This is a genomic window from Streptomyces apocyni (assembly GCF_009739465.1).
Taxonomy (GTDB): domain Bacteria; phylum Actinomycetota; class Actinomycetes; order Streptomycetales; family Streptomycetaceae; genus Streptomyces; species Streptomyces apocyni.
In genome coordinates this window covers 20,255-45,181 of the sequence record NZ_WHOM01000067.1, presented here as the reverse complement: position 1 = coordinate 45,181, position 24,927 = coordinate 20,255, and the positions used below count along the sequence as shown (strand labels likewise).

At 69.2% G+C, this 24,927-nt stretch carries 26 protein-coding genes; 12 read left to right on the top strand and 14 right to left on the bottom strand.

What is annotated here, in order from left to right; all coding sequences use genetic code 11:
* The first annotated feature begins 61 nt into the window (after nucleotides 1-61).
* Both GCN81_RS22240 and mqnP read left to right on the top strand, forming a co-directional pair.
* Nucleotides 62-1,519 carry a menaquinone biosynthesis decarboxylase gene (locus GCN81_RS22240; RefSeq protein WP_156726429.1) on the top strand — a complete coding sequence of 486 codons (1,458 nt, stop codon included), beginning with the start codon at nucleotides 62-64 and terminating at the stop codon, nucleotides 1,517-1,519.
* Nucleotides 1,516-2,421: a menaquinone biosynthesis prenyltransferase MqnP gene (gene mqnP / locus GCN81_RS22235; protein WP_156726428.1), complete on the top strand. Its 906-nt coding sequence runs from the start codon at nucleotides 1,516-1,518 to the stop codon at nucleotides 2,419-2,421. Before GCN81_RS22240 ends, mqnP begins: the two co-directional genes overlap by 4 nt.
* Nucleotides 2,422-2,476: 55 nt before the next feature.
* Here mqnP and GCN81_RS22230 read toward each other — a convergent pair whose 3' ends face one another.
* Nucleotides 2,477-2,998 carry a rhomboid family intramembrane serine protease gene (locus GCN81_RS22230; protein WP_156726515.1) on the bottom strand — a complete coding sequence of 174 codons (522 nt, stop codon included), beginning with the start codon at nucleotides 2,996-2,998 and terminating at the stop codon, nucleotides 2,477-2,479.
* Nucleotides 2,999-3,258: 260 nt separating this feature from the next.
* On the opposite strand from GCN81_RS22230, the gene GCN81_RS22225 reads away from it, so the two are divergent.
* The 6 genes from GCN81_RS22225 (at nucleotide 3,259) to GCN81_RS22200 (ending at nucleotide 8,537) form a co-directional block, all read left to right on the top strand.
* The gene (locus GCN81_RS22225) at nucleotides 3,259-3,978 is read left to right on the top strand and encodes a UbiX family flavin prenyltransferase (RefSeq protein WP_156726427.1); all 720 of its coding nucleotides are present in this window, start codon (nucleotides 3,259-3,261) and stop codon (nucleotides 3,976-3,978) included.
* Between the two features lie 97 nt (nucleotides 3,979-4,075).
* A complete protein-coding gene (locus tag GCN81_RS22220; protein WP_156726426.1) occupies nucleotides 4,076-4,528 on the top strand; it encodes an Lrp/AsnC family transcriptional regulator in 453 nt (150 codons plus the stop codon).
* 109 nt (nucleotides 4,529-4,637) lie between these two features.
* Nucleotides 4,638-5,801 (top strand): aminofutalosine synthase MqnE, encoded by a 1,164-nt coding sequence (gene mqnE, locus GCN81_RS22215; protein ID WP_156726425.1) that lies wholly within the window; start codon nucleotides 4,638-4,640, stop codon nucleotides 5,799-5,801.
* Between the two features lie 11 nt (nucleotides 5,802-5,812).
* On the top strand, nucleotides 5,813-6,343 hold the full coding sequence (locus tag GCN81_RS22210; RefSeq protein WP_156726424.1) for a GNAT family N-acetyltransferase: 531 nt from the start codon (nucleotides 5,813-5,815) through the stop codon (nucleotides 6,341-6,343).
* Nucleotides 6,344-6,460: 117 nt separating this feature from the next.
* Nucleotides 6,461-6,790: a DUF4229 domain-containing protein gene (locus GCN81_RS22205; RefSeq protein ID WP_231626909.1), complete on the top strand. Its 330-nt coding sequence runs from the start codon at nucleotides 6,461-6,463 to the stop codon at nucleotides 6,788-6,790.
* A gap of 343 nt (nucleotides 6,791-7,133) precedes the next feature.
* On the top strand, nucleotides 7,134-8,537 hold the full coding sequence (locus tag GCN81_RS22200) for a dicarboxylate/amino acid:cation symporter (protein WP_156726423.1): 1,404 nt from the start codon (nucleotides 7,134-7,136) through the stop codon (nucleotides 8,535-8,537).
* Nucleotides 8,538-8,610: 73 nt separating this feature from the next.
* On the opposite strand, the gene GCN81_RS22195 is transcribed toward GCN81_RS22200, so the two are convergent.
* Nucleotides 8,611-10,011: an NADP-dependent succinic semialdehyde dehydrogenase gene (locus GCN81_RS22195; RefSeq protein ID WP_156726422.1), complete on the bottom strand. Its 1,401-nt coding sequence runs from the start codon at nucleotides 10,009-10,011 to the stop codon at nucleotides 8,611-8,613.
* Between the two features lie 242 nt (nucleotides 10,012-10,253).
* Between GCN81_RS22195 and GCN81_RS22190 the strand changes: the two genes are divergently transcribed.
* Both GCN81_RS22190 and GCN81_RS22185 read left to right on the top strand, forming a co-directional pair.
* On the top strand, nucleotides 10,254-11,798 hold the full coding sequence (locus GCN81_RS22190) for an FMN-binding glutamate synthase family protein (RefSeq protein ID WP_231626917.1): 1,545 nt from the start codon (nucleotides 10,254-10,256) through the stop codon (nucleotides 11,796-11,798).
* Between the two features lie 105 nt (nucleotides 11,799-11,903).
* Nucleotides 11,904-12,362: a nucleoside deaminase gene (locus GCN81_RS22185; protein WP_156726420.1), complete on the top strand. Its 459-nt coding sequence runs from the start codon at nucleotides 11,904-11,906 to the stop codon at nucleotides 12,360-12,362.
* Nucleotides 12,363-12,387: 25 nt separating this feature from the next.
* Here the strand turns inward: GCN81_RS22185 and GCN81_RS22180 are convergent, their stop codons facing one another.
* The 8 genes from GCN81_RS22180 to hemL form a co-directional block, all read right to left on the bottom strand.
* Entirely contained in the window at nucleotides 12,388-12,942 is a 555-nt protein-coding gene (locus tag GCN81_RS22180; RefSeq protein WP_156726419.1) for an SRPBCC domain-containing protein, read from the bottom strand.
* 51 nt (nucleotides 12,943-12,993) lie between these two features.
* On the bottom strand, nucleotides 12,994-14,079 hold the full coding sequence (ccsB, locus tag GCN81_RS22175) for a c-type cytochrome biogenesis protein CcsB (RefSeq protein WP_156726418.1): 1,086 nt from the start codon (nucleotides 14,077-14,079) through the stop codon (nucleotides 12,994-12,996).
* Entirely contained in the window at nucleotides 14,076-15,782 is a 1,707-nt protein-coding gene (resB, locus tag GCN81_RS22170; RefSeq protein ID WP_156726417.1) for a cytochrome c biogenesis protein ResB, read from the bottom strand. The genes ccsB and resB overlap by 4 nt, the downstream gene beginning before the upstream one ends.
* A 3-nt stretch (nucleotides 15,783-15,785) precedes the next feature.
* The gene (locus GCN81_RS22165) at nucleotides 15,786-16,598 is read right to left on the bottom strand and encodes a cytochrome c biogenesis CcdA family protein (RefSeq protein WP_407698006.1); all 813 of its coding nucleotides are present in this window, start codon (nucleotides 16,596-16,598) and stop codon (nucleotides 15,786-15,788) included.
* Nucleotides 16,599-16,603: 5 nt separating this feature from the next.
* Nucleotides 16,604-17,206 (bottom strand): TlpA family protein disulfide reductase, encoded by a 603-nt coding sequence (locus tag GCN81_RS22160; RefSeq protein ID WP_156726416.1) that lies wholly within the window; start codon nucleotides 17,204-17,206, stop codon nucleotides 16,604-16,606.
* 121 nt (nucleotides 17,207-17,327) lie between these two features.
* On the bottom strand, nucleotides 17,328-18,572 hold the full coding sequence (locus GCN81_RS22155; protein WP_197287749.1) for a polysaccharide deacetylase family protein: 1,245 nt from the start codon (nucleotides 18,570-18,572) through the stop codon (nucleotides 17,328-17,330).
* A gap of 178 nt (nucleotides 18,573-18,750) precedes the next feature.
* Complete coding sequence (locus GCN81_RS22150; RefSeq protein ID WP_156726414.1) at nucleotides 18,751-19,449, bottom strand: histidine phosphatase family protein; 699 nt, start codon at nucleotides 19,447-19,449, stop codon at nucleotides 18,751-18,753.
* The gene (gene hemL / locus GCN81_RS22145; protein WP_156726413.1) at nucleotides 19,446-20,768 is read right to left on the bottom strand and encodes a glutamate-1-semialdehyde 2,1-aminomutase; all 1,323 of its coding nucleotides are present in this window, start codon (nucleotides 20,766-20,768) and stop codon (nucleotides 19,446-19,448) included. The genes GCN81_RS22150 and hemL overlap by 4 nt, the downstream gene beginning before the upstream one ends.
* A 140-nt stretch (nucleotides 20,769-20,908) precedes the next feature.
* Between hemL and GCN81_RS22140 the strand changes: the two genes are divergently transcribed.
* Nucleotides 20,909-21,523, top strand: a complete 615-nt coding sequence (locus GCN81_RS22140; RefSeq protein WP_156726512.1) for a hypothetical protein — start codon at nucleotides 20,909-20,911, stop codon at nucleotides 21,521-21,523.
* A gap of 170 nt (nucleotides 21,524-21,693) precedes the next feature.
* Complete coding sequence (locus GCN81_RS22135; protein ID WP_156726412.1) at nucleotides 21,694-21,906, top strand: DUF4287 domain-containing protein; 213 nt, start codon at nucleotides 21,694-21,696, stop codon at nucleotides 21,904-21,906.
* A 56-nt stretch (nucleotides 21,907-21,962) separates the two neighbouring features.
* Here the strand turns inward: GCN81_RS22135 and GCN81_RS22130 are convergent, their stop codons facing one another.
* From GCN81_RS22130 to GCN81_RS22115, 4 genes are all read right to left on the bottom strand, one after another.
* Nucleotides 21,963-22,763 (bottom strand): cytochrome c biogenesis CcdA family protein, encoded by an 801-nt coding sequence (locus GCN81_RS22130; protein ID WP_156726411.1) that lies wholly within the window; start codon nucleotides 22,761-22,763, stop codon nucleotides 21,963-21,965.
* 172 nt (nucleotides 22,764-22,935) lie between these two features.
* Nucleotides 22,936-23,643 carry a DUF305 domain-containing protein gene (locus GCN81_RS22125; protein ID WP_231626907.1) on the bottom strand — a complete coding sequence of 236 codons (708 nt, stop codon included), beginning with the start codon at nucleotides 23,641-23,643 and terminating at the stop codon, nucleotides 22,936-22,938.
* Nucleotides 23,640-24,275 (bottom strand): DUF3105 domain-containing protein, encoded by a 636-nt coding sequence (locus GCN81_RS22120; RefSeq protein WP_197287748.1) that lies wholly within the window; start codon nucleotides 24,273-24,275, stop codon nucleotides 23,640-23,642. Before GCN81_RS22120 ends, GCN81_RS22125 begins: the two co-directional genes overlap by 4 nt.
* Before the next feature lie 142 nt (nucleotides 24,276-24,417).
* On the bottom strand, nucleotides 24,418-24,897 hold the full coding sequence (locus GCN81_RS22115) for a hypothetical protein (RefSeq protein WP_156726409.1): 480 nt from the start codon (nucleotides 24,895-24,897) through the stop codon (nucleotides 24,418-24,420).
* Between the last annotated feature and the right edge of the window lie 30 nt (nucleotides 24,898-24,927).

The window sequence follows — 24,927 nt, the reverse complement described above, 5'->3', positions numbered from 1 at the left end:
GGGGCCGCGCGGGCGGCCCCCCTTACAAGGCAAGAGTAGCGAGTAGCCGATACTTGACCCTATGGCTTACGACGATCTTCGCTCCCTGCTCCGCGCACTGGAGCGCGAGGGCGATCTCAAGCGCATCAAGGCCGAGGTAGACCCGCATCTGGAGGTCGGTGAGATCGTCGACCGAGTCCAGAAGTCCGGCGGCCCGGCCCTCCTCTTCGAGAACGTCCGCGGGTCGTCGATGCCCCTGGCGATGAACGTCTTCGGCACGGACCGCCGCCTCCTCAAGGCCCTCGGCCTCAAGTCCTACGACGAGATCAGCGAGTCGATCGCCGGGCTGCTGAAGCCCGAGCTGCCGCACGGGTTCGTCGGGGTGCGCGAGGCCTTCGGGAAGCTGGCCAACATGACGCATGTGCCGCCGAAGAAGGTGAAGGCCAGCGCCGCCCCGGTCCAGGAGGTCGTCCTGACCGGTGACGACGTCGACCTGAACCAGCTCCCGGCACTGTTCACCTGGCCCGAGGACGGTGGCTCCTTCTTCAACCTCGGGCTGACGCACACCAAGCACCCCGAGACCGGCGTACGGAATCTGGGCCTGTACCGGCTGCAGCGGCACGACAAGCGCACCATCGGGATGCACTGGCAGATCCACAAGGACAGCCGCAACCACTACCAGGTCGCCGCCAAGCGGGGCGAGAAGCTGCCGATCGCGATCGCCTTCGGCGCGCCGCCCGCGGTCACCTACGCCTCCACCGCGCCGCTGCCCGGCGATATCGACGAGTACCTGTTCGCCGGGTTCGTGCAGGGCAAGCGGGTCGAGATGGTCGACTGCAAGACCGTGCCGCTCCAGGTCCCGGCCAATGCCGAGGTGGTGCTTGAGGGCTGGCTGGAGCCGGGCGAGATGCTGCCGGAGGGGCCGTTCGGTGACCACACCGGTTTCTACACGCCGCAGGAGGACTTCCCGGCCCTGACCATCGACTGCGTGACCATGCGCAAGCGGCCGCTGCTGCAGTCGATCGTCGTGGGCCGCCCGCCGACCGAGGACGGGCCACTGGGCCGGGCCACGGAGCGGTTCTTCCTGCCCCTGTTCAAGATCATCGTGCCGGACGTCGTGGACTACCACCTGCCCGAGGCGGCCGCCTTCCACAACTGCATGATCGTCTCGATCGACAAGAAGTACCCCAAGCACGCGCAGAAGACCATGCACGCCATCTGGGGCGCGCACATGCTCTCGCTGGAGAAGCTGATCGTGGTCGTCGACGCCGACTGCGATGTGCGCGACTACCACGAGGTCGCCTGGCGAGCCCTGGGCAACGTCGACTACGCCCGCGACCTCACCGTCGTCGAAGGCCCGGTCGACCACCTCGACCACGCCTCCTACCAGGCGTTCTGGGGCGGCAAGGCAGGCATCGACGCCACCAAGAAGCTGCCCGAGGAGGGCTACACCCGAGACGGCGGCTGGCCGAACATGGTCGAGTCCGACCCGCGCACGGCGGCGATGGTGGACCGTCGCTGGAAGGAGTACGGGCTGTGAGCACCGCGTCCGCCGCGCTCCCACAGCCGAACAGCAGGGTGCGGGCCTTCCTGCGCCTGGTGATGATCGAGCACTCGGTCTTCGCGCTGCCCTTCGCGTACATCGCCGCGCTGTCCGCGATGTTCCAGCTCGACGGGACCATGCACTGGGGGCCGCTGCTCCTGGTCACCATCGCGATGGTGGGACTGCGCACCTTCGCGATGGCCTGCAACCGCATCATCGACCGCGAGATCGACGCCCGTAACCCGCGCACGGCGAGCCGCGAGCTGGTCACCGGCGCGGTCTCGGTGCGGTCCGCCTGGACCGGCGCGCTGATCGCCCTCATCATCTTCCTGGGCGCCGCCGCCCTGCTGAACCCGCTGTGCCTGATCCTCGCCCCCTTCGCGGTGATCCCGATGGTGGTCTATCCGTACGGGAAGCGGTTCACCGACTTCCCGCACGCGATCCTGGGTCTGGCCCAGGCCATGGGCCCGGTCGGCGCCTGGATCGCGATCACCGGCGAGTGGTCCTGGAACGCGGTGATCCTCGGCCTGGCGGTCGGCATCTGGATCGGTGGCTTCGACCTGATCTTCGCCTGCCAGGACGTGCGGGCCGACCGCGCCGAAGGCGTCCGTTCCGTACCGGCCCGCTTCGGCATCCCGGCCGCGCTGTACGGCGCCCGGGCCTGCCATGTGGTGACCTCGGCGCTGTTCGTCTGGTACGGCTTCGCCACGGACGCGGGCGGGTTCTTCTGGTTCGGCCTGCTGATCGTGGGGGTGGCCTTCAGTTACGAGCACACGATCGTGCGGCCGCACGATCTGTCCCGGCTGAACCGGGCCTTCTTCACCACCAACGGGTTCATCGGGATCTCGCTGTTCGTCTTCGCGCTGCTCGACCTGCTGGTGCGCGGGCTCACGCTGTGAGGCGGCGGGCTCACCCTCGGCGGTATGCGTAGGCGTACATGTCCCCCCGCGCGCGTCAGGTGGGCGCGCGCCGGAACATGAACGCCGCGGCTATCCCGCCGAGCAGTCCGAACAGGTGGCCCTGCCAGCTGATGCCGGGCGTGGTGGGCAGCACGCCCCACAGCAGCGAGCCGTAGAGCACACCGATCAGCAGCCCGACCAGGATGTCCCCGATGCGCCGGTCCACGAAGCCGCGCACCACCAGATAGCCGAAGAGCCCGAAGACGACACCGGACGCACCCCCGGTGACCGAGTGCTCGGGCGCCGTGATCCACACGCCGATGCCGCTGACCAGGATGATCAGCACGGCGACGGCGAAGAAGCGGCGCACGCCGGACAGCGCGGCGATGAAGCCGAGTATCAGCAGCGGCATGGTGTTCGCCGTGAGGTGGTCAAAGCCGAAGTGGACGAACGCGGCCGGCACCAGGTCCCGGAGCTCGCTGAACTCGCGCGGCGTTATCCCGAAGGTGTCCAGGGAGTTGTTCGTCGCCTGGTCGATGCCCTCCAGGAGCCACAGCAGCGCCACCCAGGCGATCATCACGAAGGCCGCGGCCTTGACCCGCTGCCCACGCGTCAGCGGCCCGGGGCTCGCCCCGCGCGGTCCAAACGGTCCGTACTGCCCGGATGGTCCGGATGATCCGTACGGCCCGTGCTCTCCGTATGACATGGGCATCCCCCTAAGCCTTGCCCCTGCCCGCCGTTACCTGCCCGGCTCTCCTACCTATCTTCTACCCTCTCAACGCGGGGAGCCTCGGCTCGGTTCCAGCCCCTGGGGCCCACTCGTCTAGGCTCTCAGGCGTGCAGCCAGCCGCCGATCAACCCGAGCCCCGTACCCCGCGCCGCCCCTGGGTCGTCGGTGTCTCCGGCGCGTCCGGGACGCCGTACGCCGCGTCCGTGCTGCGGGCCCTGCTCGCGGCGGGCGAAAGCGTCGACCTGGTGGTCAGTCGCGCCTCACGGCTGACCCTCCTGGACGAGACCGGGATCGCCTTCCGGGACGCGCACTGGCGAGACGATCTGCGCACCTGGCTGGCCCGGGGCGCGGACGGCAAGCCCGAAACCTTCGCCGCCGACGTCCGCGCCCTCGGCGACCTCGGCGATGTGCGCTACTGGGCGGCCGGTGACCTGGCCGCCGGGCCCTCATCGGGCTCGTACGCCACCAAGGGCATGCTGATCGTGCCCGCGTCCACGGCCTGTGTGGCGGGCGTGGCGCTCGGGCTCTCCAAGGACCTGCTCCAGAGGGCGGCGAGCGTGACACTCAAGGAGAGCCGCCGCCTGGTCGTGGCGGTCCGCGAGACCCCGCTGAACGGCCAGACGCTCCGGCACCTGGTGACCCTGGACCAGGCGGGAGCGGTGATCGCGCCCGCCTCCCCCGCGTTCTACGCGGGGGCGACCCACATCCAGGACCTGGTGGACTTCGTCGCCGGGCGGGTACTGGACGCGGCAGGGGTCGAGCACGGGCTCTACCGGCGCTGGGCGGGGGAGCTCGGCTCTGGTCACACAGACCCTGGCGATTCTTGATCGCCTCTGCTACAAGATCCGCAGGGCGCTGACCCGGCACGCCTATTTTCCCTACGTAGACTCACGGGAACGCTGAACAATGGAAGGCTCCAGGCATATGGACGCGGTGGACAGGCAGCTTATTCAGGCCCTCAGAGAGAACGGCAGGGCCTCGTACGCCGAGCTCGGCCGACTCGTCGGCCTCTCCGGCCCCTCCGTCACGGATCGCATCAACCGCCTTGAGGCAGCGGGTGTGATCACCGGCTACCGCGCCACGGTCGACGCGGCCTCGCTCGGCCTCGGCGTCACCGCCCTGATCGGCATCTCCCTCTCGGACGCCGCCGACCACGAGGACGTGGCGCGCCGCCTGAAGGACCTCAGCGAGATCGAGGACGCCTGGTTCATCGCGGGCGACGACTCGTACATGCTCAAGGTGCGCGTCGGTGACGTGGACGGCCTGGAGAAGACGATCCGTCGCCTCAGCGGCACCAAGGGCGTGTCCCGTACGCGCACCACGATCGTGCTCTCCACGAAGTGGGAGAACCGGGTCGGGGAACTTCCCGAGGAATAGGGGGGTCTGGGGGGTCACCCCCCAGAAAAGAGGGGTGGCGTACCGTGGTCGGGGGCCTTTGAAGGTAGGGACGGGGCCCCCGGGAACAGACACATGGGAGGCGCCGGTAATGGACGCTGGACTCAAGCGCGAGCTCGAGGAGAAGGTCCGAGCCGGTGAGCGGCTGACTCGCGAGGACGGCATCGCGCTGTACGAGTCGGACGACCTGGCGTGGCTCGGCGGCCTCGCGCACGAGGTGCGGACGCGCAAGAACGGCGACGTCGTCCACTTCAACGTCAACCGCCACCTCAACATGACGAACGTGTGCACCGCGTCCTGCGCGTACTGCTCGTTCCAGCGCAAGCCGGGCGAGAAGGACGCGTACACCATGCGCATCGAGGAAGCCGTCCGGCTGGCCAAGACCATGGAGGGTGAGAACCTCACCGAGCTGCACATCGTCAACGGCCTGCACCCCAACCTGCCGTGGCGCTACTACCCCCGCTCGCTCTCCGCCCTCAAGGAAGCCCTCCCGAGCGTCTCCCTGAAGGCGTTCACCGCCACGGAGATCCACCACTTCGAGACGATCTCCGGCATGTCCGCGTCCGACATCCTGGACGAGCTGATCGAGGCCGGTCTCGAGTCGCTGACCGGCGGCGGCGCGGAGATCTTCGACTGGGAGATCCGGCAGCACATCGTCGACCACCGCACCCACTGGGAAGACTGGTCGCGCATCCACCGCCTGGCGCACGAGAAGGGTCTGAAGACCCCGTCCACGATGCTGTACGGGCACATCGAGGAGCCCCGCCACCGCGTCGACCACGTCCTGCGGCTGCGGGAACTCCAGGACGAGACCGGCGGCTTCCAGGTCTTCATCCCGCTGCGCTACCAGCACGACTTCGTCGACATGCAGGACGGCAAGGTCCGCAACAAGCTCCAGGCCCGTACGCAGATGGCGACCGGCGCCGAGGCGCTGAAGACCTTCGCGGTCTCCCGCCTCCTCTTCGACAACGTCCCGCACGTCAAGGTCTTCTGGGTGATGCACGGCGTGCAGACCGCCCAGCTGGCCCTGCAGCACGGCGCGGACGACATGGACGGCTCGGTCGTCGAGTACAAGATCACGCACGACGCGGACAACTACGGCACGCCGAACAAGCTGACCCGCGACGACCTCCTCGACCTGATCCGGGACGCGGGCTTCCGCCCGGTCGAGCGGAACACCCGCTACGAGATCATCCGCGAGTACCCGGGCCCGGACGCGGAGCGCCGCGAGACGCCGCAGGCCATGCGGGTCTGAGAGGGCCCCTCATGGCTGACGCTCTGACCTTCGAACTCGACCCCGCCGTCGGCCGCGAACTCGGCGACGGCGTGGTCCGCCTCTGGACGGACGTGTCCAACGCCGGCGGCGCCGTCGGATTCGTCCCGCCCGTGACGCCCGAGGACATCCGGCCCGAGTGGGTCAGACACCTGGTGTCCATGGCCGAGGGGAAGAACCGGCTGCTCGTCGGGTACGACACGGAGGGCCGGGTCGCGGCGACGGCGTTCTTCTCGTACAACACCCACCGCCTGATGCGGCACTGGGTCTGGCTCTACACCGTGATGGTGGCCCCGCGCCACCAGGGCAAGGGGTACGGGCGGCAGCTGATGCGGGCCGTCGAGGACGCGGCGCGCGGCTTCGACGGTATCGACGCGATACGGCTCACCTGCCGCGACGGCACCGGGGCCGACCGGTTCTACGCCTCCTGCGGGTACAAGGAGGTCGGGCGGGTGCCCGGCATGATCCGCGTGGCGCCCGGCGACGACCGGGACGACATCACCATGCTGCTGACCCTGGGCTGACGCGCCCCGGTGACCCTGGGCTGACGCGCCCCTGCCTGCCGCTGATCAAAACGGGCGTGCTTCACTTGTCGGGCAGGGACTGGGGAACCAGCCGTACGAGCAGAGAGAAGGCCAGCCGTGGCACCCAAGCCGAGCGCCACCGTCCGCTACACCGCGATGCGCCTGGGGATCTTCGCGGGCTGCTTCCTGGTGATCTGGGGCTTGGTCTATGTCGGCGCGCTGCCGGCCGGACTCGGCGACTCCAACCTGCTGTGGGTGCTGGTCCTGGCGATCGCCGTGTCGGCGCCGCTGAGCTTCGTGCTGCTGCGCAACCAGCGCGAGGAGATGTCCACCCAGATCATCGACACGGTGGACCGCACCAAGGCCAGGCTCCACGCGAACCGCACCATGGAGGACGCCGCGGTGGACGCGCAGGACGCCTCCCGTGCGCAGGGCTCGACCTCGTAAGGTCCGTCACACCCTCAAGCCCCAGTACAGGAGCCACCCGCCCCTGTACTGGGGCTTTGTGCATCTCGCCCCCTCTCACCCCTCTCGCCCCTCTCGCACCCCAAAGCAGAGCTTTGATGTTCTCAAAGTTCAGGTGTTAACGTTCTCGGCATGAAGACCGCAGCCGCGCACCACACCCCCGTGAGCGTCCCGCTCGTGGAGCGCCTGCACGTCGATCTCTGCCGCTGCATGTCCGCGACCTGTTGCCCCCGCGTCTGACAAGCACCAGCGACATCACGCAGCGGCCCCGTTGACCCTTCGCGGTCCGGTCGTCGCTCCCCCGCACGTCTTACGTCCTCGCCCCATGCGCCTTACCCGGAGTGTGTCCGTGTCCGCGAACGTCAAGTCCGCCGCCGAGAAGCCCGCGGGCTTCCGTATATCGAAGATCCCGTTCTGGGCACAGATCCTGGGCGGTCTGGTCCTCGGTGTGCTGCTCGGCTGGCTGGCCCGCAGCCAGGATGTGTCCTGGCTGGTCACCACCCTCGACAAGGTCGGCTCGATCTTCGTCCAGCTGCTGAAGCTGGCCGTCGCGCCGCTCGTCTTCTTCGCCATCCTGGTGTCGATCACCAACCTTCGTAAGGTCAACAACGCCGCCAGGCTGGCCGCCCAGACCCTGGTCTGGTTCATGATCACCTCGCTGATCGCGGTGGGCATCGGCCTCACCATCGGCCTGCTCACCAACCCGGGCGCGGGCACCGGCCTGACCCCGAAGGACGGCGTGGCCCCGGAGAACACCGGGTCCTGGATCGACTTCCTCACCGGGATCGTCCCGACCGACGTCATCACGCCGTTCACCGAGCTCAAGGTCCTGCAGATCGTCTTCATGGCCGCCGTCGCCGGTATCGCCGTACTGAAGATCGGCGAGAAGGCCAAGCCGATCCTCGACCTCAGCGAGTCCGTCCTCGCCCTGCTGCAGAAGGCCCTGTGGTGGGTCATCCGGCTCTCCCCGATCGGCACCGTCGGCCTCATCGGCTACGCCATCGCCACCTACGGCTGGGACCTGATCGGCAAGTACGCGACGTTCACCGCCGACATCTACATCGGCTGCGCCCTGGTGATGTTCGGCGTCTACCCGCTGCTGCTCGCCACGGTCGCCAAGGTCAACCCTGTGCAGTTCTTCAAGGGCGCCTGGCCCGCGATCCAGCTGGCCTTCGTCTCCCGCTCCTCGGTCGGCACCATGCCGGTCACCCAGAAGGTCACCGAGCGGCTCGGCGTGCCGAAGGAGTACACCTCCTTCGCGGTGCCGTTCGGCGCCACCACCAAGATGGACGGTTGCGCCGCGATCTACCCGGCGATCGCCGCGATCTTCGTCGCGCAGATCTTCGATGTGCAGCTCGGCATCCAGGAGTACCTGCTCATCGCCTTCGTCTCGGTGGTCGGTTCCGCCGCGACGGCCGGTCTGACCGGCGCCACGGTGATGCTGACCCTGACGCTGTCGACGCTGGGCCTGCCGATGGAGGGCGTGGGTCTGCTGCTCGCCATCGACCCGATCCTGGACATGGTCCGTACGGCGACGAACGTGGCCGGTCAGGCGCTGGTGCCGGTGATCGTCTCGGCCCGCGAGAACATCCTGGACCGCACGGCGTACGACACCGCGACGAGCTTCGACATCAACGACCTGGACGACGTCTCGGACTCTTCGGGCATCTCTGACGCCTCGGACGCCTCGGACGCCGAGAAGAAGGCAGCTGTCCCGGTTCCGGCCTAGGCATTCCGGCTCCGACGCCCGTTCCCCGGCATGGGGGGGCGGGCGTCGCCGCGTCTCACCCGAACGCGGCGTCTCAGGTGCCGGGCGAGCCGTACCAGACCGTCGTGGCGTTGCAGAACTCGCGGATGCCGTGCCCCGCCAGCTCCCGCCCGTAGCCCGAGCGCTTGACCCCGCCGAAGGGGAGGCCCGGGTGGGAGGCCGTCATGCCGTTGAAGTAGACGGCGCCCGCCTGGATGTCCCGTACGCACTGGGCCATTTCCTCGTCGTCCCGCGTCCAGACATTGGAACTGAGCCCGAAGGGAGTGTCGTTGGCGAGCTCCACCGCCTCGTCAACGCTCTCCACCCGGTACAGCGTGGCCACCGGGCCGAAGGCTTCGTCCCGGTGGATGCGCATCTCGTCGGTGATGTCGGCCAGGACGGTGGGGGCGTAGTACCAGCCGTGGTCCATCTGTTCAGGGCGCCGTCCGCCGCACAGCACGGCCGCGCCCTTGCCGACCGCGTCGTCGACGAGTTCCTCCAGGTCCTTGCGGCCCTGTTCGGAGGAGAGCGGCCCGACGTCGGTGTCGTCGTCGGTCGGGTCGCCGACGGTCAACTCCCGCATAGCGGCGACGAACCGGTCACGGAAGGCGTCATACACATCGGTGTGCACGATGAAGCGTTTGGCGGCGATGCAGGACTGGCCGTTGTTCTGTACGCGGGCGGTGACGGCGGTCGTGGCCGCGCGGTCGATGTCGGCGCTGGGCAGGACGACGTAGGGGTCGCTGCCGCCCAGTTCCAGGACCGTCTTCTTCACCTCATCCCCAGAGATCGAGGCCACGGAGCGCCCGGCGGGCTCACTGCCGGTCAGGGTCGCGGCCGCCACGCGCGCGTCGCGCAGGATGCCCTCGACGGCCCCGGAGCCGATGAGAAGCGTCTGGAAGCAGCCCTCGGGGAAGCCGGCGCGCCGGAAGAGGTCTTCCAGGTAGAGGGCCGTCTGCGGCACGTTCGACGCGTGCTTCAGCAGGCCCACGTTGCCCGCCATCAGGGCCGGGGCGGCGAAGCGTACGACCTGCCAGAGCGGGAAGTTCCACGGCATGACCGCGAGCACCGGGCCGATCGGACGGTAGTGGACGCGTGCCCTGGACGCGCCGGAGTCCTCGACGTCGGCCTGGGCGGGCTCCTCGTCCGCGAGGAGCGCCTCGGCGTGCGCGGCGTACCAGCGCAGCGCCTTCACACACTTGGCGGCCTCCGCACGCGCCGCCTTCAGCGTCTTGCCCATTTCGAGGGTCATCATGCGAGCGGCGGTATCGGCGTCCTGCTCCAGCAGGTCGGCGGCGCGCTCCAGGAGGCGGGCGCGGTCGGCGAAGGAGGTGAGGCGGTACGTCCGGTACGCGGCGTCGGCGGCGGCGAGCCGCCGCTCCACCTCTTCGGACGTCAGCGCGTCGAAGGTCTTGATCGTCTCCCCCGTGGCGGGGTTGACGGTGGCGATGGGCATGAGGTTCCTCCTCTGGCGCGGCGCCGTGAGGTCGCAACGCGTGCGGGGTGGCGCCGCCGCCTTCCACGCTAGGGGCGGGGCGACGGAGGCGCTTCTTCGCGGCCGGGTCCGGTGCGTCCGTACGGGTGGCGGTGTCACCTGCGGCGAGTGGTGGCGAGCGGTGGTGACGCAGCGGGGCGCGAGGGTCTCTGGAGATAATGTCCGGTGTGATCCGGTTTGCGGTGGTGTTGGTGTGCGTGATCATGAGCCTCGGGCTCACGGCGCTATCCCTTACGGTCTCGCCGTGGTGGTGGCCACCCGCCGCGATCACCTTGGCACTGGCCGCCGTCGGCGGGTACGACCTGCTGCAACGCAAGCACTCCGTGTTGCGCAACTATCCGGTCCTCGGTCACTTTCGCTACCTCCTGGAGCGCCTCCGCCCTGAGCTCCAGCAGTACTTCATCGAACGCAACTACGATGGCCGCCCCTTCGACCGAGAAGTCCGCAGCATCGTCTACGCGCGGGCGAAGGGCACGGCGGCGGAAGACGCCTTCGGGACGGAACGCGATGTCTACGCCGCGGGTCACGAGTTCCTGGTCCACTCCATCGCCCCCGAGCCCGTGCTCCAGACGGCGCCCTCGGTCCGCATCGGTGGCCCGGACTGCACACGGCCGTACGACATGGCGCTGCTCAACGTCTCGGCGATGAGCTTCGGCTCGCTGTCCGCCAACGCCGTACTCGCGCTCAACCGTGGCGCCGCGCTCGGCGGCTTCGCCCACGACACCGGAGAAGGCGGCATCTCCGAGTACCACCTGCGGCACGGGGGTGACCTCGTCTGGGAGATCGGCACGGGGTACTTCGGCTGCCGGACGGAGGACGGCGACTTCGATCCCCGGCAGTTCGCCGAGAAGGCGGCCTACGAGCAGGTCAAATGCGTGTCACTGAAGCTCTCCCAAGGCGCCAAGCCCGGCAGCGGCGGCCTGCTGCCCGGCGTCAAGGTCAGCGCGGAGGTCGCCCGGGCCCGAGGCGTGCCCCAGGGCGCGACCGTCGCCTCCCCTCCCTACCACCGCGCCTTCACCACCCCGCGCGAACTGGTCCGGTTCCTGGCGCACCTGCGGAAACTCGCCGACGGAAAACCCGTGGGGTTCAAGCTCTGTGTCGGGTCACGCCGCGAGTTCCTGGCCCTCTGCAAAGCCATGCGCGCGGAAGGCATCACCCCGGACTTCATCCTCGTCGACGGCTCGGAAGGCGGCACCGGAGCGGCACCGCTGGAGTTCGCCGACCACCTCGGCCAGCCGCTCACCGAAGGACTCCTCACCGTCCACAACGCCCTGACCGGGACGGGACTGCGCGACCGCATCCGCATCGGCGCCAGCGGCAAGGTCGCCACCGGCGTCGACATCGTCAAACGGCTCATCCAGGGCGCGGACTACACCAACTCGGCCCGCGCCATGATGTTCGCCGTCGGCTGCATCCAGGCCCAGCGCTGCCACACCAACACCTGCCCCGTCGGCGTCACCACCCAGGACCCACGCCGCACCCGCGCCCTCAACGTCCCCAACAAGTCCCTGCGGGTCCAGCGCTTCCAGGCCGCCACCGTCACCAGCGCCCTGAAGATCATGGCAGCCATGGGAGTGACCGGCCCGAGCGGCCTCCGACCCCACATGCTGCGCCGACGCATCGGCCCCGCCACCATCCACGCCAGCGACGAGCTCTTCGAACGCCTGGCCCCGGGCCAACTGCTGGACGACACCCCGCCAGGCTGGGCCGAGGACTGGTCGGCCGCCGACCCCGACCGCTTCGCCTAAGGCGCACCGACGGACACCGAAGGCCCGGCCGCCGTCTGGCGGCATCACCGTATGCCAGCAACACCGTCTGGCAGCATCGCCGTATGGATCTGGCAGCATCGCCGTATGGATGAGGCACAGGCCCGCGCATGGCTCGCGACCGCCGTGGCCGAGGCCGAGCACGGGCTCGCCGAGGGCGGCATCCCGATCGGCGCGGCCCTCTACGGCGCGGACGGCACCCTGCTGGGGCGCGGCCACAACCGCCGCGTCCAGGACGGCGACCCGTCCCTGCACGCGGAGACGGCGGCGTTCCGGAGCGCCGGGCGGCAGCGCTCGTACCGCGGAACCACGATGGTCACGACGCTGTCGCCGTGCTGGTACTGCAGTGGTCTGGTGCGGCAGTTCGGCATCTCGCGCGTGATCGTCGGCGAGGCGAGGACGTTCCACGGCGGGCAGGACTGGCTGGCTGAGCACGGCGTGGAGATCGTCGTCCTGGACGACCCACGGTGTGTGGCGCTGATGACGGACTTCATCACCGCCCGTCCGGAGCTCTGGTTCGAGGACATCGGCGCCCACGACCAGTAACGCACGTGGTAGCGCACGCGGTAGCTCACGCGATAGCTCCCGGCGACTCCGCGTACCCGTCCCGCAGCTGCTGCCAGCGCTCACGCGACCAGGCGGACCAGGACGCCGCGTCCATGGGCCGCCCCTCCAGCGCCTCCAGCAGGAACTCGAAGTGCTGGTGCCACCCGGCCAGGCAGTCCAGGCGCAGCGCGTCGTCGCCCGGGAACTCGTTGGTGAAGCGGAGTGTCGTCGCACCGACCCCGAGCGGTTCCAGGTGGAAACGCGCCCGGCCGTGCGGCGGGCCATCGAAGGTGTACTCGACGATCCGCTCCACGTCCCAGGCGGTGATCCGCCCGGAGTGCGTAGGCGGCGGCGCGTGCGCGGGGTCGGCGTTCAGCCAGCGCAGGGTGACCGCCCCGCCCAGGCGGGGCTCCAGGACATCCGCGGCGGCGAGCCAGCCGACCAGACCCTCGGGGGTGGCCACGGCAGCCCATACCTTCTCCACCGCGTGCGGGAGATGGAGCTCGAAGTGGAGGTGCTGGGTGGGCGGCCGGGCGTCACCCGTCGTCGTACTCGTGCCCTGTCCGATCGTTCCGGTCATGACACCAGCGTCTCTCCCACACCCGGGTCGCGCACCCTCCTTAGGCGCGACTCAGGCGTACGAGTGCAGACCGCTCAGGACCATGTTCACGCCGTAGTAGTTCCACAGCCAGGTCACAAAGGCGAACAGCCCCAGGTAGGCGGCCTTGCGCCCCTTCCAGCCCGCGGTCGCGCGCGCGTGCAGATAGCAGGCGTACACGGCCCAGGTCACGAAGGACCAGACCTCCTTGGGGTCCCAGTTCCAGTAGCGGCCCCAGGCCTCGCCCGCCCAGATCGCGCCCGCGATGATCGTGAAGGTCCACAGCGGGAACACCGCCGCGTTGACGCGGTAGGCGAACTTGTCGAGCGTGGCGGCCGACGGCAGCCGGGACAGCACCGAGCGGGCGAAGGCGCCGGGCTCGCCGCCGCGCCCCAGCTTGGCCTCGTACGCGTCGCGGAAGAGGTAGAGCAGCGTGCCGACCGCGCCCATGTAGAAGACCGCGCCGCAGAAGATCGCGGTGGAGACGTGGATGTACAGCCAGTACGAGTCCAGGGCCGGGACCAGCTGGTCACTGGCCGTGTACAGCCAGGTGGTGGCGATGCCCAGGTCGAGCAGAACCGTGGTGACCAGCACCAGGCCCATCCAGCGGACGTTCTTCTTGGCGAGCAGCAGAGCCAGGTAGACGCCGACCGCGACCGTGGAGAACGTGATGGAGAACTCGTACATGTTGCCCCAGGGCGCCCGCTGCACCGACAGGGCGCGGGTGACCACACCGGACGCCGCGACGAGGAAGCCGAGCGCGGTGAGCGAGACGGCGATCCGGCCGTACAGGTCGCCCTTCTCGGTACCCCCGTGCGCGCCCGGCCCGTCCGCCACGTCGCGGCTGCCCGCGGCGGAGCGGGTGACGACCTGGGGGCGCTCCAGGACGGCGGTGCCGCCGCCCGACTGCTTCACCCGCACAGCCGGAGCGGCCGCCCCGGCCGCAGCCGCGCCTTCGCTGGTGAGCGCCGCCGCGGTGCGGCCGACCTTGCTGCGGCTGCCGAAGGTCCACTCGGCGATATGGGCGAAAAAGGCCAGGGTGTAGACGGCCATGGCGGACTTGATCAGCACATCGCTGATCATCGCCAAGTTCTCGTTGGTGGCGGCGGCGAGATTCACTTCTCAGCCCCTTCGGCAGGGTCGGCAGAAACTTCGGCAGGCGCCGTCGGCGCCTTCTCATGCAGCGTGGCAGCCAGCTCGGCGAGCTCTTCGGGCAGCTTCGTGGACTCGCTGCGCCCCAGCCCCGCCATCTCTACGACGGTGACGCCATCCGCGCCCCGTACGGCACGCACCCACACTCGGCGCCGCTGGATGAACAGCGAGCCGACCAGACCCACGAGCGCGGCGACGGCGCCGAACAGGGCCAGGCCCTCGCCCGGCTGCTGGGAGATCTGGAAGGAGGCCCATTCCTTGAGCTCCTTCTCGAACGTGATGGAGCCCGCGCCGTCCGGGAGTTCCAGGGTCTCGCCAGGCAGCAGGCGCTTCTTCAGCAGCTCCCCGTCCTTGTCCTTGAACTCCTTCATCTTGCTGGTGTCCAGCTGGTACACGTTCTGCGGCAGGCCGGAGTCGACACCCAGGCTGCCGTGGTACGCGGACAGCGCGAGCACCGGGAAGTCGGCGGCCGGGAACTGCGAGAACATCTCGCCCTTGCCGGCGCCCGCGAACGTCGGCACGAAGAAGGCGTTGAAGCCGAGCTGGTCCTTCTTGCCGTTCTTGTCGCGGTAGCCGTCCATCACCTTGATCGCGCCGGTGGAGGTGACGTTGGCGTCGATCGGCAGCAGCGGCACCGCGACCTTGTCGTAGACGACCTTGCCGTCGCCGTCCCTGACGGTGACGACCGGCGCGTAGCCGTGGGCGATCAGGTAGACCTTCGAGCCCCCCACCAGGAGGGGCTTGTTGACCTTGATGACCTTCTTCTTCTCCGGCCCGTCCACGCCCTCGGAGTACGTGACGTGCGCCTCGAAGGTACGCGGGGTGCCGGTCTGCGGACCCGTGCGCTCATACGTGCCGTTGAAGCGGTCGAGGCGGAAGCTGAACGGTTCGAGGTCTTCGGCGTCGAAGAGCGTGCCGGGCTTGAAGTCGTCGTACAGCGGGATCGTGTTGGAGAAGCCGTCGCCTTCGACGATCAGCTTGCCGCCCTCGGACTTGAAGAGCGAGCCGACGGCGAAGGCCACCAGGATCACGATCAGGGCGATATGGAAGATCAGGTTTCCGGCTTCGCGCAGATAGCCCTTCTCGGCGGCGACCGCGTCCCCGGCCGGGTCGGCGCGGAAGCGGCGCTGCTTGAGCATCGCGAGGGCGGTCTCGCGTACGTGCTCGGGCTCGGCGTCCGTGCGCCAGGTCACGTACGCGGGCAGCCAGGTGAGGCGCTTGGGGGCGCCCGGCGGGCGGCCGCGGAGCTGGCCGACAAACTGCCAGGAGCGCGGGACGATACAGCCGATCAGCGAGATGAACAGCAGGATGTAGATCGCCGAGAACCACACCGAGCTGTAGACGTCGAACAGCTGGAACTTCTCGTAGATCTCCGAGAGGCCCGGGTTGTTGTCTTTGAAGCTCTGGGTCTTGAATTCATCCACGTTGTTCTGCGGGACCAGCGAGCCGGGGATCGCGGCGAGCGAGAGCAGGAACAGCAGGATCAGCGCGACCCGCATCGAGGTCAGCTGCCGCCAGGTCCAGCGCAGCCAGCCGACCACGCCCAGGGCAGGCAGGTTGGGCAGGCTGGGCAGTTCCTCGCGGGGCGTGGTGGAGAGCTGCGAGCCAGCGGCGTCCAGCTCCCGCTCGTCGGTGGTCTGGCCGGTCTCGTCGGCCGTCGTGTTGCTCATCGATCAGATCCCCACAGTGAAGCCGGACGACCAGACCTGCATCTCCTGAACGATGCGGTCCCAGGCGCCCGTGACGAGCAGCAGACCGGTCGCGATCATCATCACGCCGCCGATCCGCATCACCCAGACGTAGTGACGCTTGAACCAGGCGAACGCGCCGAGCGCCCGCCTGAACGCGATGGCCGCCACGATGAACGGCAGCCCGAGGCCCACGCAGTACGCGACGGTCAGTATGGCGCCACGGCCCGCGCTGGCCTCGTTGAAGGCGAGCGTGTTGACCGCCGCCAGGGTCGGGCCGATGCACGGGGTCCAGCCGATGCCGAAGAGCACGCCCAGCATCGGCGCGCCCATCAGCCCGGCGGTCGGGCGCTTGTGAAAACGGAACTCTCGCTGGGTCAGCCAGGGCATCGCGCCCATGAAGAACAGGCCCATCACGATCGTCAGCGCGCCCAGCACCCGGGAGATGACCTCGCGGTGCTCGAGCAGCGTCGAGCCGAACCCGCCGAACAGCGCGCCACCGGACACGAAGACAAAGGTGAAGCCGAGCACGAACAGCCCGGCTCCGGCCGCCATCCGGCCGCGTCTGGCCTGCTCCAGGTCGGCGCCGCTGACCCCGGTGACGTACGACAGATAGCCGGGCACCAGGGGCAGGACACAGGGCGAGAAGAACGAGACCAGGCCGCCGAGCAGGGCGATCGGCAGGGCGAGGAGCAGGGCCCCGCCGAGGACGGTCTGGTTCGGCTCGGTGACCGCGGCCAGGTGCTGGGCGGCCGCGGTGGCTGTGGAGGCTGCTGAGACTGCGGTGGCTGCTGGCACGGAGGTCACTTCTCCGCGATCAACGGGTCGATCATCTCGTGCAGCTGCTTGTCGTCGACGGCCTTCATGACGCGGGCGGCGATCTTGCCGTCGCGGTCGATGACGATCGTGGTGGGGATGGTCTGCGGGTTCAGGCTGCCCTTGGGGAAGCGCAGCAGGAGCTTGCCCATGGGGTCGTACAGGCTCGGGTAGGGGACCCCGTAGTCCTTCTCGAACGCGATCGCCGGGCCCTTGTTGGGATCGCGGGTGTTGATCCCGACGAACTCCACGCCCTGGTCCTTGGTCTCCTTGGCGACCTTGCTCAGGTACTTCGCCTCGGCCCGGCAGGGCGCGCACCAGGAGCCCCACGCGTTGACGACGAGGACCTTGCCCTTGAAGTCGCTGGTGTCGAGCTTCTCACCGTCCAGCGTCTCGCCGTCCAGCTTCGGTGCGGTCTTGCGCTCGCCCTTGGCGGCTGTGGAGATGCCGTCCGTGCCCGTCACGAAGTTGGTGTTCCCCGACCCGCCGCCCTGTGCGTCGCCGCCGCAGGCCGTCAGGGTGAGGGCACCAGCCGCGGCCAGGGCGATCGCGGCAGGAAGTGCACGGCGCGGGGCACGACTAAGACTCATGTGAAAAGTTTCGCATGACCGTTTCGCGGATCTTGGGCGCCCCCCAATAGGTGCGGAACGCCCTGTTCAGGCCCTACTCAGACCCTGCCCAGTCCCTTCTCGGAACCCGCTCAGCCCCTGCTCAGGCGGCTGGCGCCAGGGATTTCCAGCCACCTGCCGGCGGCTGGCCGACGCCAAGCGTACGGAGCTGGGCGAGGACCTTGGGGTCCTGGACGTCGAGCCAGTCCACGAACTGCCGGAAGGAGACCAGGCGTACGTCCTTCTTCTCGGCCATGGACTTGAGGGCCTCCTCGACCGCGTCCATGTAGATGCCGCCGTTCCACTCCTCGAAGTGGTTGCCTATGAAGAACGGGGCGCGGTTGCCCTCGTAGGCGCGGTTGAATCCGGCGAGATAGGCCCCGGTCGCCTGCTTGCGCCAGGCCGGGTAGTTGTGAGCTGGCGCCTTGGTGGTGTTCTGCGACTGGTTGGCGAGGATGTTGTAGTCCATCGAGAGCACCTCGAAGGTGTGCCCGGGGAACGGCATGGCCTGTAGCGGGAGGTCCCAGATGCCCTGCTTCTTCGTCGGCCAGACCTGACGGCCACCGGACGAGGAGGCGTCGTAGCGCCAGCCCAGCTTGCGGGCGGTGGGCAGCAGCTTGTCCTGGCCGAGCAGGCAGGGGGTGCGGGCGCCGATGAGTTCCTTGTCGTAGTCGAAGGGCAGCGAGGGGAGGTCGGTCCAGCCCGTGTTCGTACGCCACTCCTTGACGAACGCCTTGGCCTGGTTGGTCTCGTCAAGCCACTGGGCCGGGGTCCAGTTGCCGACCGATCCCGTGCCCGAGCAGAAGTGGCCGTTGAAGTGGGTGCCTATCTCGTGGCCTTCGAGCCACGCCTGACGTATGTACTTCAGCGTGGCCTTGACGTTCTCGTCCTTGAGATAGCCGATGTCGGACGCGCCGACGGCGTTGTTCGGCGGACGGTAGAGCCGCTTCTTGGACTCGGGCAGCAGATACAGACCCGAGAGGAAGAACGTCATATGGGCGTCGTGCTCGGCGGCGAGCTTCAGGAAACGCGGGAAGAGGCCGTTGCCGACCTCTCCCGCGCCGTCCCAGGAGAAGATCACAAACTGCGGCGGGGTCTCACCGGGCTCCAGGCGGACGGGGGCCGGGGGCTGCTTCGGCTGCTTTCCGGTGAATGATGTGGAACCGTCACCGATGACTTTGCCCTCTTCCAGAGAGCCGGCCCCGTTTTTGTCCGCCGAGCCGGTCTGCTCCGACTCTGTCTTGCCCTTGTCCGTCGTCTTGGAGTCCTTGCTGCACCCGGCGACTCCCGCCGCCGCGGCGGCGCCAAGCCCAAGACCGATAAGTCCCCTTCGACTGATGTCCCGCATTGCGTTCCCCATTCGTCGCGCGCCTGCGTCCGTATAAAACGGACAACACTCTAGAGGGCGCGACGAACCGAATGGTTCCCGGGTTTAGCTCAAACCTCCGACATTTACTGAGAGTTCGTGAAGGTCAGCAATGGGCTACCGGTTGCGGAATGCGGGTTGGCAGTTACGGGAGAGCGCTTTACGCGCCGAAGGCCTTGTCCTTCCCCTTCACCGGCTTGGCCCCGGCCAGCAGATGAGCCGGAACGAGGTCACGCGCCGGTTCGGAGTACCCGACCGAGACGATCTTGTCGCCGCGGTAGGTGAAGCTGGTCAGGGACGCGAGCGTGCACTGCCGCTTGCGCGGGTCGTGCCACAGCCGCCGCCGCTCGACGAAGCTGCGCACGATCCACACCGGCAGCTGGTGCGAGACGCACACCGCCTCATGGCCACGGGCGGCGTCCTTCGCGGCGTCCAGCGCGCTCATCATCCGTACGACCTGCTCGACGTACGGCTCGCCCCAGGACGGCTTGATCGGGTTGACCAGGTGCTTCCAGTTCCGCGGGTGCTTCAGGGCACCGTCGCCCACGCCGAAGGTCTTGCCCTCGAAGAAGTTCTGCGCCTCGATCAGGCGACCGTCCGTGACCAGGTCAAGGCCGTGCGTCTTGGCGATCGGGGCGGCGGTCTCCTGGGCGCGCTCCAGGGGGGAGGCGACGACGTGGGTGATGTCACGCGAGGCCAGGTGCTCGGCGACCCGGTCGGCCATCTGACGGCCCAGCTCGGAGAGGTGGTAGCCGGGCAGCCTGCCGTACAGCACGCCGTCCGGGTTGTGCACCTCGCCGTGGCGCATGAGGTGCACCACGGTCAGGTCGTCGTCGCGCTTGCTGTCGTTGGCGCTCATGACGTGGCCTCCGCGGCGGCGCGGGCGGCGGCGGGCAGGGCGTCCGCGATCCGCTGGACGGCCCGCTCGTCGTGGGCCGTCGAGACGAACCAGGACTCGAAGGCGGACGGCGGGAGGTAGACGCCGTTCGCGAGCAGCGAGTGGAAGAAGGCGGTGAAGCGGAAGGACTCCTGCCGCTTCGCGTCCTCGTAGTCGCGCACCTCACCGTCGGTGAAGAAGACCGAGAACATGTTGGACGCCGTCTGCAGCCGGTGGGCGACGCCCTCCTTGCTGAGCGCGGCGGTCACCAGCGCCTGGATCTCCCGCGATACGGCGTCGACCTTGGCGTACGCCGCGTCGTCGAGCAGCCGCAGCTGGGCCAGGCCCGCCGCGGTCGCGACCGGGTTCCCCGAGAGGGTGCCCGCCTGGTAGACGGGCCCGGCGGGCGCGAGGTACGCCATCACGTCCGCCCGCCCGCCGAAGGCCGCGGCCGGGAAGCCGCCACCCATGACCTTGCCGAAGGTCATCAGGTCGGGCCGGACGCCGTCGACGCCGTACCAACCGGCCTTGGACGTACGGAAACCGGTCATCACCTCATCCGAGATGTACAGCGCGCCGTTGTCCTGGCAGAGCTGCTTCAGTCCCGCGTTGAACCCCTCGCCCGGCGGCACCACGCCCATGTTCCCGGGCGACGCCTCGGTGATCACACAGGCGATCTCGCCCGGGTGCGCGGCGAAGGCCTGGCGGACCGCTTCGAGGTCGTTGTACGGCAGGACGACGGTGTCTCCGGCCTGGGCTCCGGTGACCCCGGGCGTGTCCGGCAGCGCGAAGGTGGCCACGCCGGACCCGGCGGCCGCCAGCAGCGCGTCCACATGTCCGTGGTAGCAGCCGGCGAACTTGATCACCTTGGCGCGGCCGGTGAAACCACGGGCCAGACGGATGGCGGACATCGTCGCCTCGGTGCCACTGGACACCAGGCGCACCTGCTCGACCGGCTCGATCCGCGCCACGATCTCCTCGGCGAGCGCGACCTCGCCCTCACCGGGCGTACCGAAGGAGGTACCGCGCGCGACGGCCTCCTGTACGGCCGAGATCACCGCGGGGTGGGAGTGCCCGAGGATCATCGGGCCCCACGAGCACACGAGGTCGACGTACTCGCGACCGTCGGCGTCGGTGAGGTAGGGACCGGTACCGGACACCATGAACCGGGGCGTACCCCCCACCGCGCGGAACGCGCGCACCGGTGAGTTCACGCCGCCGGGCGTCACGAGGGCCGCGCGGTCGAACAGAGTCTGCGAAACTGGGGCGTCATAGTCATAGGGGAAGCTCACAGAAGCCATGGTGTCAGAGGCTTCCGACATCCTGCGGACAGGTGTTTCAACACACGTTTCAGCGGACGTTTCGACGTGCGGTCCCGGGGGAGGTCACTGACACGATGATCGGGTTGCGCGGCGGGGGCCGCGAGTGGTCGGGTGGAGATATGCATCGCGGTGGCGGACTGGGCGAGGGGACCGACGACCTCGGGCCCCGGCGTGCCCGTCGGGGGAAGCACCGACGCGAGGCGGAGGCGCAGCAACACGCCGCGGGGTCCCCGCAGGAACCCGGGCAGGAAAACACGCAGGAGCGGTCGGGCGGCTCGGGGAGCAGGGGTGGCCGGGTGGGGGTGACCTACAAATACTTCGGCGCTCCGGACGGCGCCACGGCGGCTCGGGTGCCGATCTCCATGCGCCCGGAGGAGCTCGGCGGCGACGAGCTGGGCATGGGCGGCATGTTCACCAAGATCAAGCCGGAGACGATGGCCGCGATGGTCCTGACCGGCATCGAGGGCATACCCCTGCACAAGGTGCCCCCGCTCGAACTGGTCGTACTCCACCCCGACTACGCGGTGGTCAAGCTCCCCATGACGGTCGTCGACCCCTTGCGCGGCGTCGGCGAGGAGTCCGTCGGCGCGGCGGCGTTCATCTGGTCGACGGTCCCGGACCGCGGCGGCCCACGCGACGCGTTCAACGTCTACCAACTGCTGCACGAGTGGCAGGACTTCTCGCATCGGCTGCATGAGGCGGGCCATCAGCCGTACTGCCTGGTGTGGCCCTGACCTGGACGTGACCGCACCGCTCGGGTTGGTTCAGACCTGAGACCTCCCGGGAGGGAGGCGCGTGACGCACGTCACCTTCTCCTGCCGATGAGTTCGTCGCCCGCCTCCGGTCATAAGGGTCGCCAAGCTCGCGCAGAGAGACTCACGCAGAGAGACGGGACACCTCAGACATGACCAACGCCGTCAAGGGACCCGCCAGTTACTTCCCCTCCATCGAGAAGAAGTACGGCCGCCCGATCGCGGAGTGGAAGGAACTCATCCACTCCTCCCCGCTGACCAAGCACGGGGAGCTCGTCACATGGCTCAAGTCCGAGCACGGGCTCGGACACGGCCACGCCAACGCCCTCGTCGCCCACGCCCTCAGCGAGATCAAGGGCGCCTGACGCGAGGCGGGCGCGCGCGCCTGCGCCTTCGCCTTCGCCTTCGCCTTCGCCTTCGCCTACAAGGGGAGTTCGTAGCCGCCGACCCAGACCTGCAACTCGTGGATCATCAGGGCCCATGCCCCGGTGACCTGGGCGACGCCGACCGCCACCAGGAGCGCGCCCCCGAGGCGCAGCACCACGCGCGCGTGGCGGCGGGCGAACGCGAAGGCGCGCATGCTCTTGCCGAGGACGAGGGTGAAGAGCAGGAACGGGACGCCGACGCCGACCGCGTACAGGAAAGCCAGGAAGGCACCGCGCGAAGCGGAGCCGGTAGTCATCGACAGGGACAGCACCGCGGCGAGCGTCGGGCCGACACAGGGGGTCCAGCCGACAGCGAACATCACCCCGAGCAGCGGCGCTCCGGCGAGTCCGGCGCGCGGGGTGAACTGCGGGCGGAACGTGCGCGAGAGCAGCGGGACGCGTTCCAGTACGCCCATGAACAGCAGGCCGAGCACGATGGTGAGCGTGCCCAACACGAGGAACACCCTGTCCTGGTGGGCCAGGAGCAGGGTGCTGACCGAGCCGAACAGCGCACCGTACGCGGTGAAGACGGCCGCGAAGCCCAGGACGAACAGGGCGGTGCCGAGCAGCGCCCGGCCGCGTGTGCGGGCGCCAGCACCCCGCTGCTCCTGCTGATCCTGCCGCTCCTGCTGCTGTTGGGCATCGGCGGCGGTCATGCCCGTGGCGTACGAGAGGTAGCCCGGGACCAGGGGCAGACAGCAGGGGGAGGCGACCGTGATCGCCCCCGCGGCCAGCGCGATGGGCGCGGCTAGGAAGAGCGATCCGGAGCCGACCACCTGGCTGATTTCGAGTGACAAGACGCTGCCTTTCGGCCAGTTGGGGCGGCTGTGGTGGTGCGTCGAGGCGCACCTGATCTCCTATGCACCTTAGGTCATTAGGTGGTGAGGGGGTCGCGAGGGGGCTGGGGGGCGGGAGTGGGGGGCGGGGGCAGTGGCTCTCTCGCCGCCCCCGCCCCCGCCGCCGCCGCGGTCAGCCAGAAGGAACGCCGCGCGCCGCGAGCAAGTCGGCCATCAGTCTCATCTCCGACCGCTGCCCGCGGACCATGCCCTCCGCCAGTCGCACCAGCACCCCGTCATCGGCCCGGTCCACAGCCCCCTGGGCCATGTCCACGCCAGCGCGGTGGTGTTCGGTCATCAGCTTCAGAAAGCGCACCTCGGCGTCCTTGCCCTTGGCCTGACGCAGCCGGTCGAGTTCGGTGTTGGTGGCCATGCCCGGCATCAGAGACCCGTCGCGCGGCTCGTACGCCATGTCGTGGCCCATCCAGGCCATCGGCGGCCGCTGCGAGGACTTCGGCAGGTCCCACACCTCCAGGCGGCCGAGCAGCATGCCGCGTTGGTTGGCCTGGGTGTTGATGATGTCGTAGGCGAGGCGGCGTACCTCTTCGTCGTCGGTGCGCTCGCGCACGATGAACGACATCTCCACCGCCTGCTGGTGGTGTACGGCCATGTCACGGGCGAATCCGGCGTCCGCCGAGCCCGCGTCCGGGGTCTTGCCCGTGCCCGCGCCGTCGCCGCGCGAGGCGGTCATCACCACCAGGGCGACGACCGCCAGGCACAACGCGAGCGCGGCCCCGGCGTACGGCAGCCACCGAGCTGGACCGCGCGCGCCGCCGCCGTCGCGCGCGCCGCCGCCGCCGCCGTCGTCGCTCGTACCGCTGCCCTTGGCGCCGTCGCTCATGCTCCGACTCCGCCACCGCAGGCGGCGCCCGGCTCAGGCGTCTGCGGACCCTGGACGTACTTGTCCAGAAACTCCGCCACGCGCGCGTCGTCCGCCTCGTCGACCCCTAGCTGGTGACCCCAGGCGGTCAGCGTTATCGGCGCGGACTGGTCCTTGTAGGGGCTCAGGAAGGTGTACGAGGTCTTGGACACCGTGTCGGTCAACGCCTTGATGTCGGCGTCCGAGACCTTGTCGTTGTACGTGACCCAGACCGCGCCGTGTTCCAGTGAGTGCACCGCGTTCTCCTCCGGAACCTCCTTCGTGTAGACCTCGGCGTCGCAGTTGAGCCAGGCCTGGTGGTGGTCGCCGCCCGCGGCCGGGCTCATGGGGTAGTCGACCCGCTGGTCCACATGGTTCTGGCTCAGGTCGGACCAGTTCTGCTCGCCCTTCACCGGGGCGGACTTGGCCTGCTGCTTGTCGTTCGCGGCGCCGACGAGGTACCAGCCGCCGCCGACCACGCCCGCGAGGATCACGGTCGACGCGGTGATCGCCATGATCCGGTTGCGCTTCTCGCGGGCCTGCTCCGCGCGGCGCAGCTCCTCGATGCGGGCCCGGCGGGCCTCCGCCTGCTTCTTGTTGGTCTTGGAACCCATGGAAATGCCTTTCGTCCTGCTGTCGCCATTTGTCATCACTTGTCGTCACTCATAGGACGTGCCGATGTGGCGATGTGGCGATGTGGTCATGGAGGCACGGGCGGCGGACGGCACGGCTGTGCCGGTCCCGCCGCGGGGTGCTCTACACGCGCAGGAGTTGCAGCAGATGAAGGTCAGGGGCGCGCGGGTCGGCGCCGCCGGTGAGACGGATCGGGCTCGGCTCGGGAGCCGGTCCGGCCAGGGCGTACGGGCCACGGGGGACCGCCGCGCCGGGCTTCGGGGTCGGCGTGGTGTCGCGTACCGCGTGCCGGACGGGCCCGTCGCAGTTCGAGTGGCCCCGTTCGACGCACTGCTCGCAGACGCGCTCGCCCTGGGGTGCCGCTTGGAGGGCCGCTTGGGATGCCGCTTGCGGGGCGGCTTGCTCGTCCAGCGCCGGAACCGCTGGGGCCAGCACTGCCGGGGCGGCGGCCCGCGCCTCCCCGGCCATGGCCGGGTCCAGGTCCACGTCCTGGCGCGCGCTCGCCGCCACGGCGGAAGCGCAGACCATCACCAGTACGGCCACGGCGGTCAGTACGGCGGCGAGGAGGCGTGCGAGCGGACGCACGGGTACGGAGGCCAGCACCGCCCCACCTCCGCACACCTCACCACCTAA

What these genes read in the sequence shown, in the direction of transcription:
- GCN81_RS22125 (WP_231626907.1), bottom strand. Translation starts at nt 23,643, where the DNA reads ATGAGCGACGGCGCCAAGGGCAGCGGTACGAGCGACGACGGCGGCGGC.
- GCN81_RS22190 (WP_231626917.1), top strand. Translation starts at nt 10,254, where the DNA reads ATGAGCCTCGGGCTCACGGCGCTATCCCTTACGGTCTCGCCGTGGTGG.
- hemL (WP_156726413.1), bottom strand. Translation starts at nt 20,768, where the DNA reads ATGGCTTCTGTGAGCTTCCCCTATGACTATGACGCCCCAGTTTCGCAG.
- GCN81_RS22230 (WP_156726515.1), bottom strand. Translation starts at nt 2,998, where the DNA reads ATGATCGCCTGGGTGGCGCTGCTGTGGCTCCTGGAGGGCATCGACCAG.
- GCN81_RS22185 (WP_156726420.1), top strand. Translation starts at nt 11,904, where the DNA reads ATGGATGAGGCACAGGCCCGCGCATGGCTCGCGACCGCCGTGGCCGAG.
- GCN81_RS22240 (WP_156726429.1), top strand. Translation starts at nt 62, where the DNA reads ATGGCTTACGACGATCTTCGCTCCCTGCTCCGCGCACTGGAGCGCGAG.
- GCN81_RS22120 (WP_197287748.1), bottom strand. Translation starts at nt 24,275, where the DNA reads ATGGGTTCCAAGACCAACAAGAAGCAGGCGGAGGCCCGCCGGGCCCGC.
- GCN81_RS22135 (WP_156726412.1), top strand. Translation starts at nt 21,694, where the DNA reads ATGACCAACGCCGTCAAGGGACCCGCCAGTTACTTCCCCTCCATCGAG.
- GCN81_RS22195 (WP_156726422.1), bottom strand. Translation starts at nt 10,011, where the DNA reads ATGCCCATCGCCACCGTCAACCCCGCCACGGGGGAGACGATCAAGACC.
- mqnE (WP_156726425.1), top strand. Translation starts at nt 4,638, where the DNA reads ATGGACGCTGGACTCAAGCGCGAGCTCGAGGAGAAGGTCCGAGCCGGT.
- GCN81_RS22220 (WP_156726426.1), top strand. Translation starts at nt 4,076, where the DNA reads ATGGACGCGGTGGACAGGCAGCTTATTCAGGCCCTCAGAGAGAACGGC.
- GCN81_RS22210 (WP_156726424.1), top strand. Translation starts at nt 5,813, where the DNA reads ATGGCTGACGCTCTGACCTTCGAACTCGACCCCGCCGTCGGCCGCGAA.
- GCN81_RS22155 (WP_197287749.1), bottom strand. Translation starts at nt 18,572, where the DNA reads ATGCGGGACATCAGTCGAAGGGGACTTATCGGTCTTGGGCTTGGCGCC.
- resB (WP_156726417.1), bottom strand. Translation starts at nt 15,782, where the DNA reads ATGAGCAACACGACGGCCGACGAGACCGGCCAGACCACCGACGAGCGG.
- GCN81_RS22150 (WP_156726414.1), bottom strand. Translation starts at nt 19,449, where the DNA reads ATGAGCGCCAACGACAGCAAGCGCGACGACGACCTGACCGTGGTGCAC.
- GCN81_RS22200 (WP_156726423.1), top strand. Translation starts at nt 7,134, where the DNA reads ATGCGCCTTACCCGGAGTGTGTCCGTGTCCGCGAACGTCAAGTCCGCC.
- GCN81_RS22160 (WP_156726416.1), bottom strand. Translation starts at nt 17,206, where the DNA reads ATGAGTCTTAGTCGTGCCCCGCGCCGTGCACTTCCTGCCGCGATCGCC.
- GCN81_RS22180 (WP_156726419.1), bottom strand. Translation starts at nt 12,942, where the DNA reads ATGACCGGAACGATCGGACAGGGCACGAGTACGACGACGGGTGACGCC.
- GCN81_RS22140 (WP_156726512.1), top strand. Translation starts at nt 20,909, where the DNA reads ATGCATCGCGGTGGCGGACTGGGCGAGGGGACCGACGACCTCGGGCCC.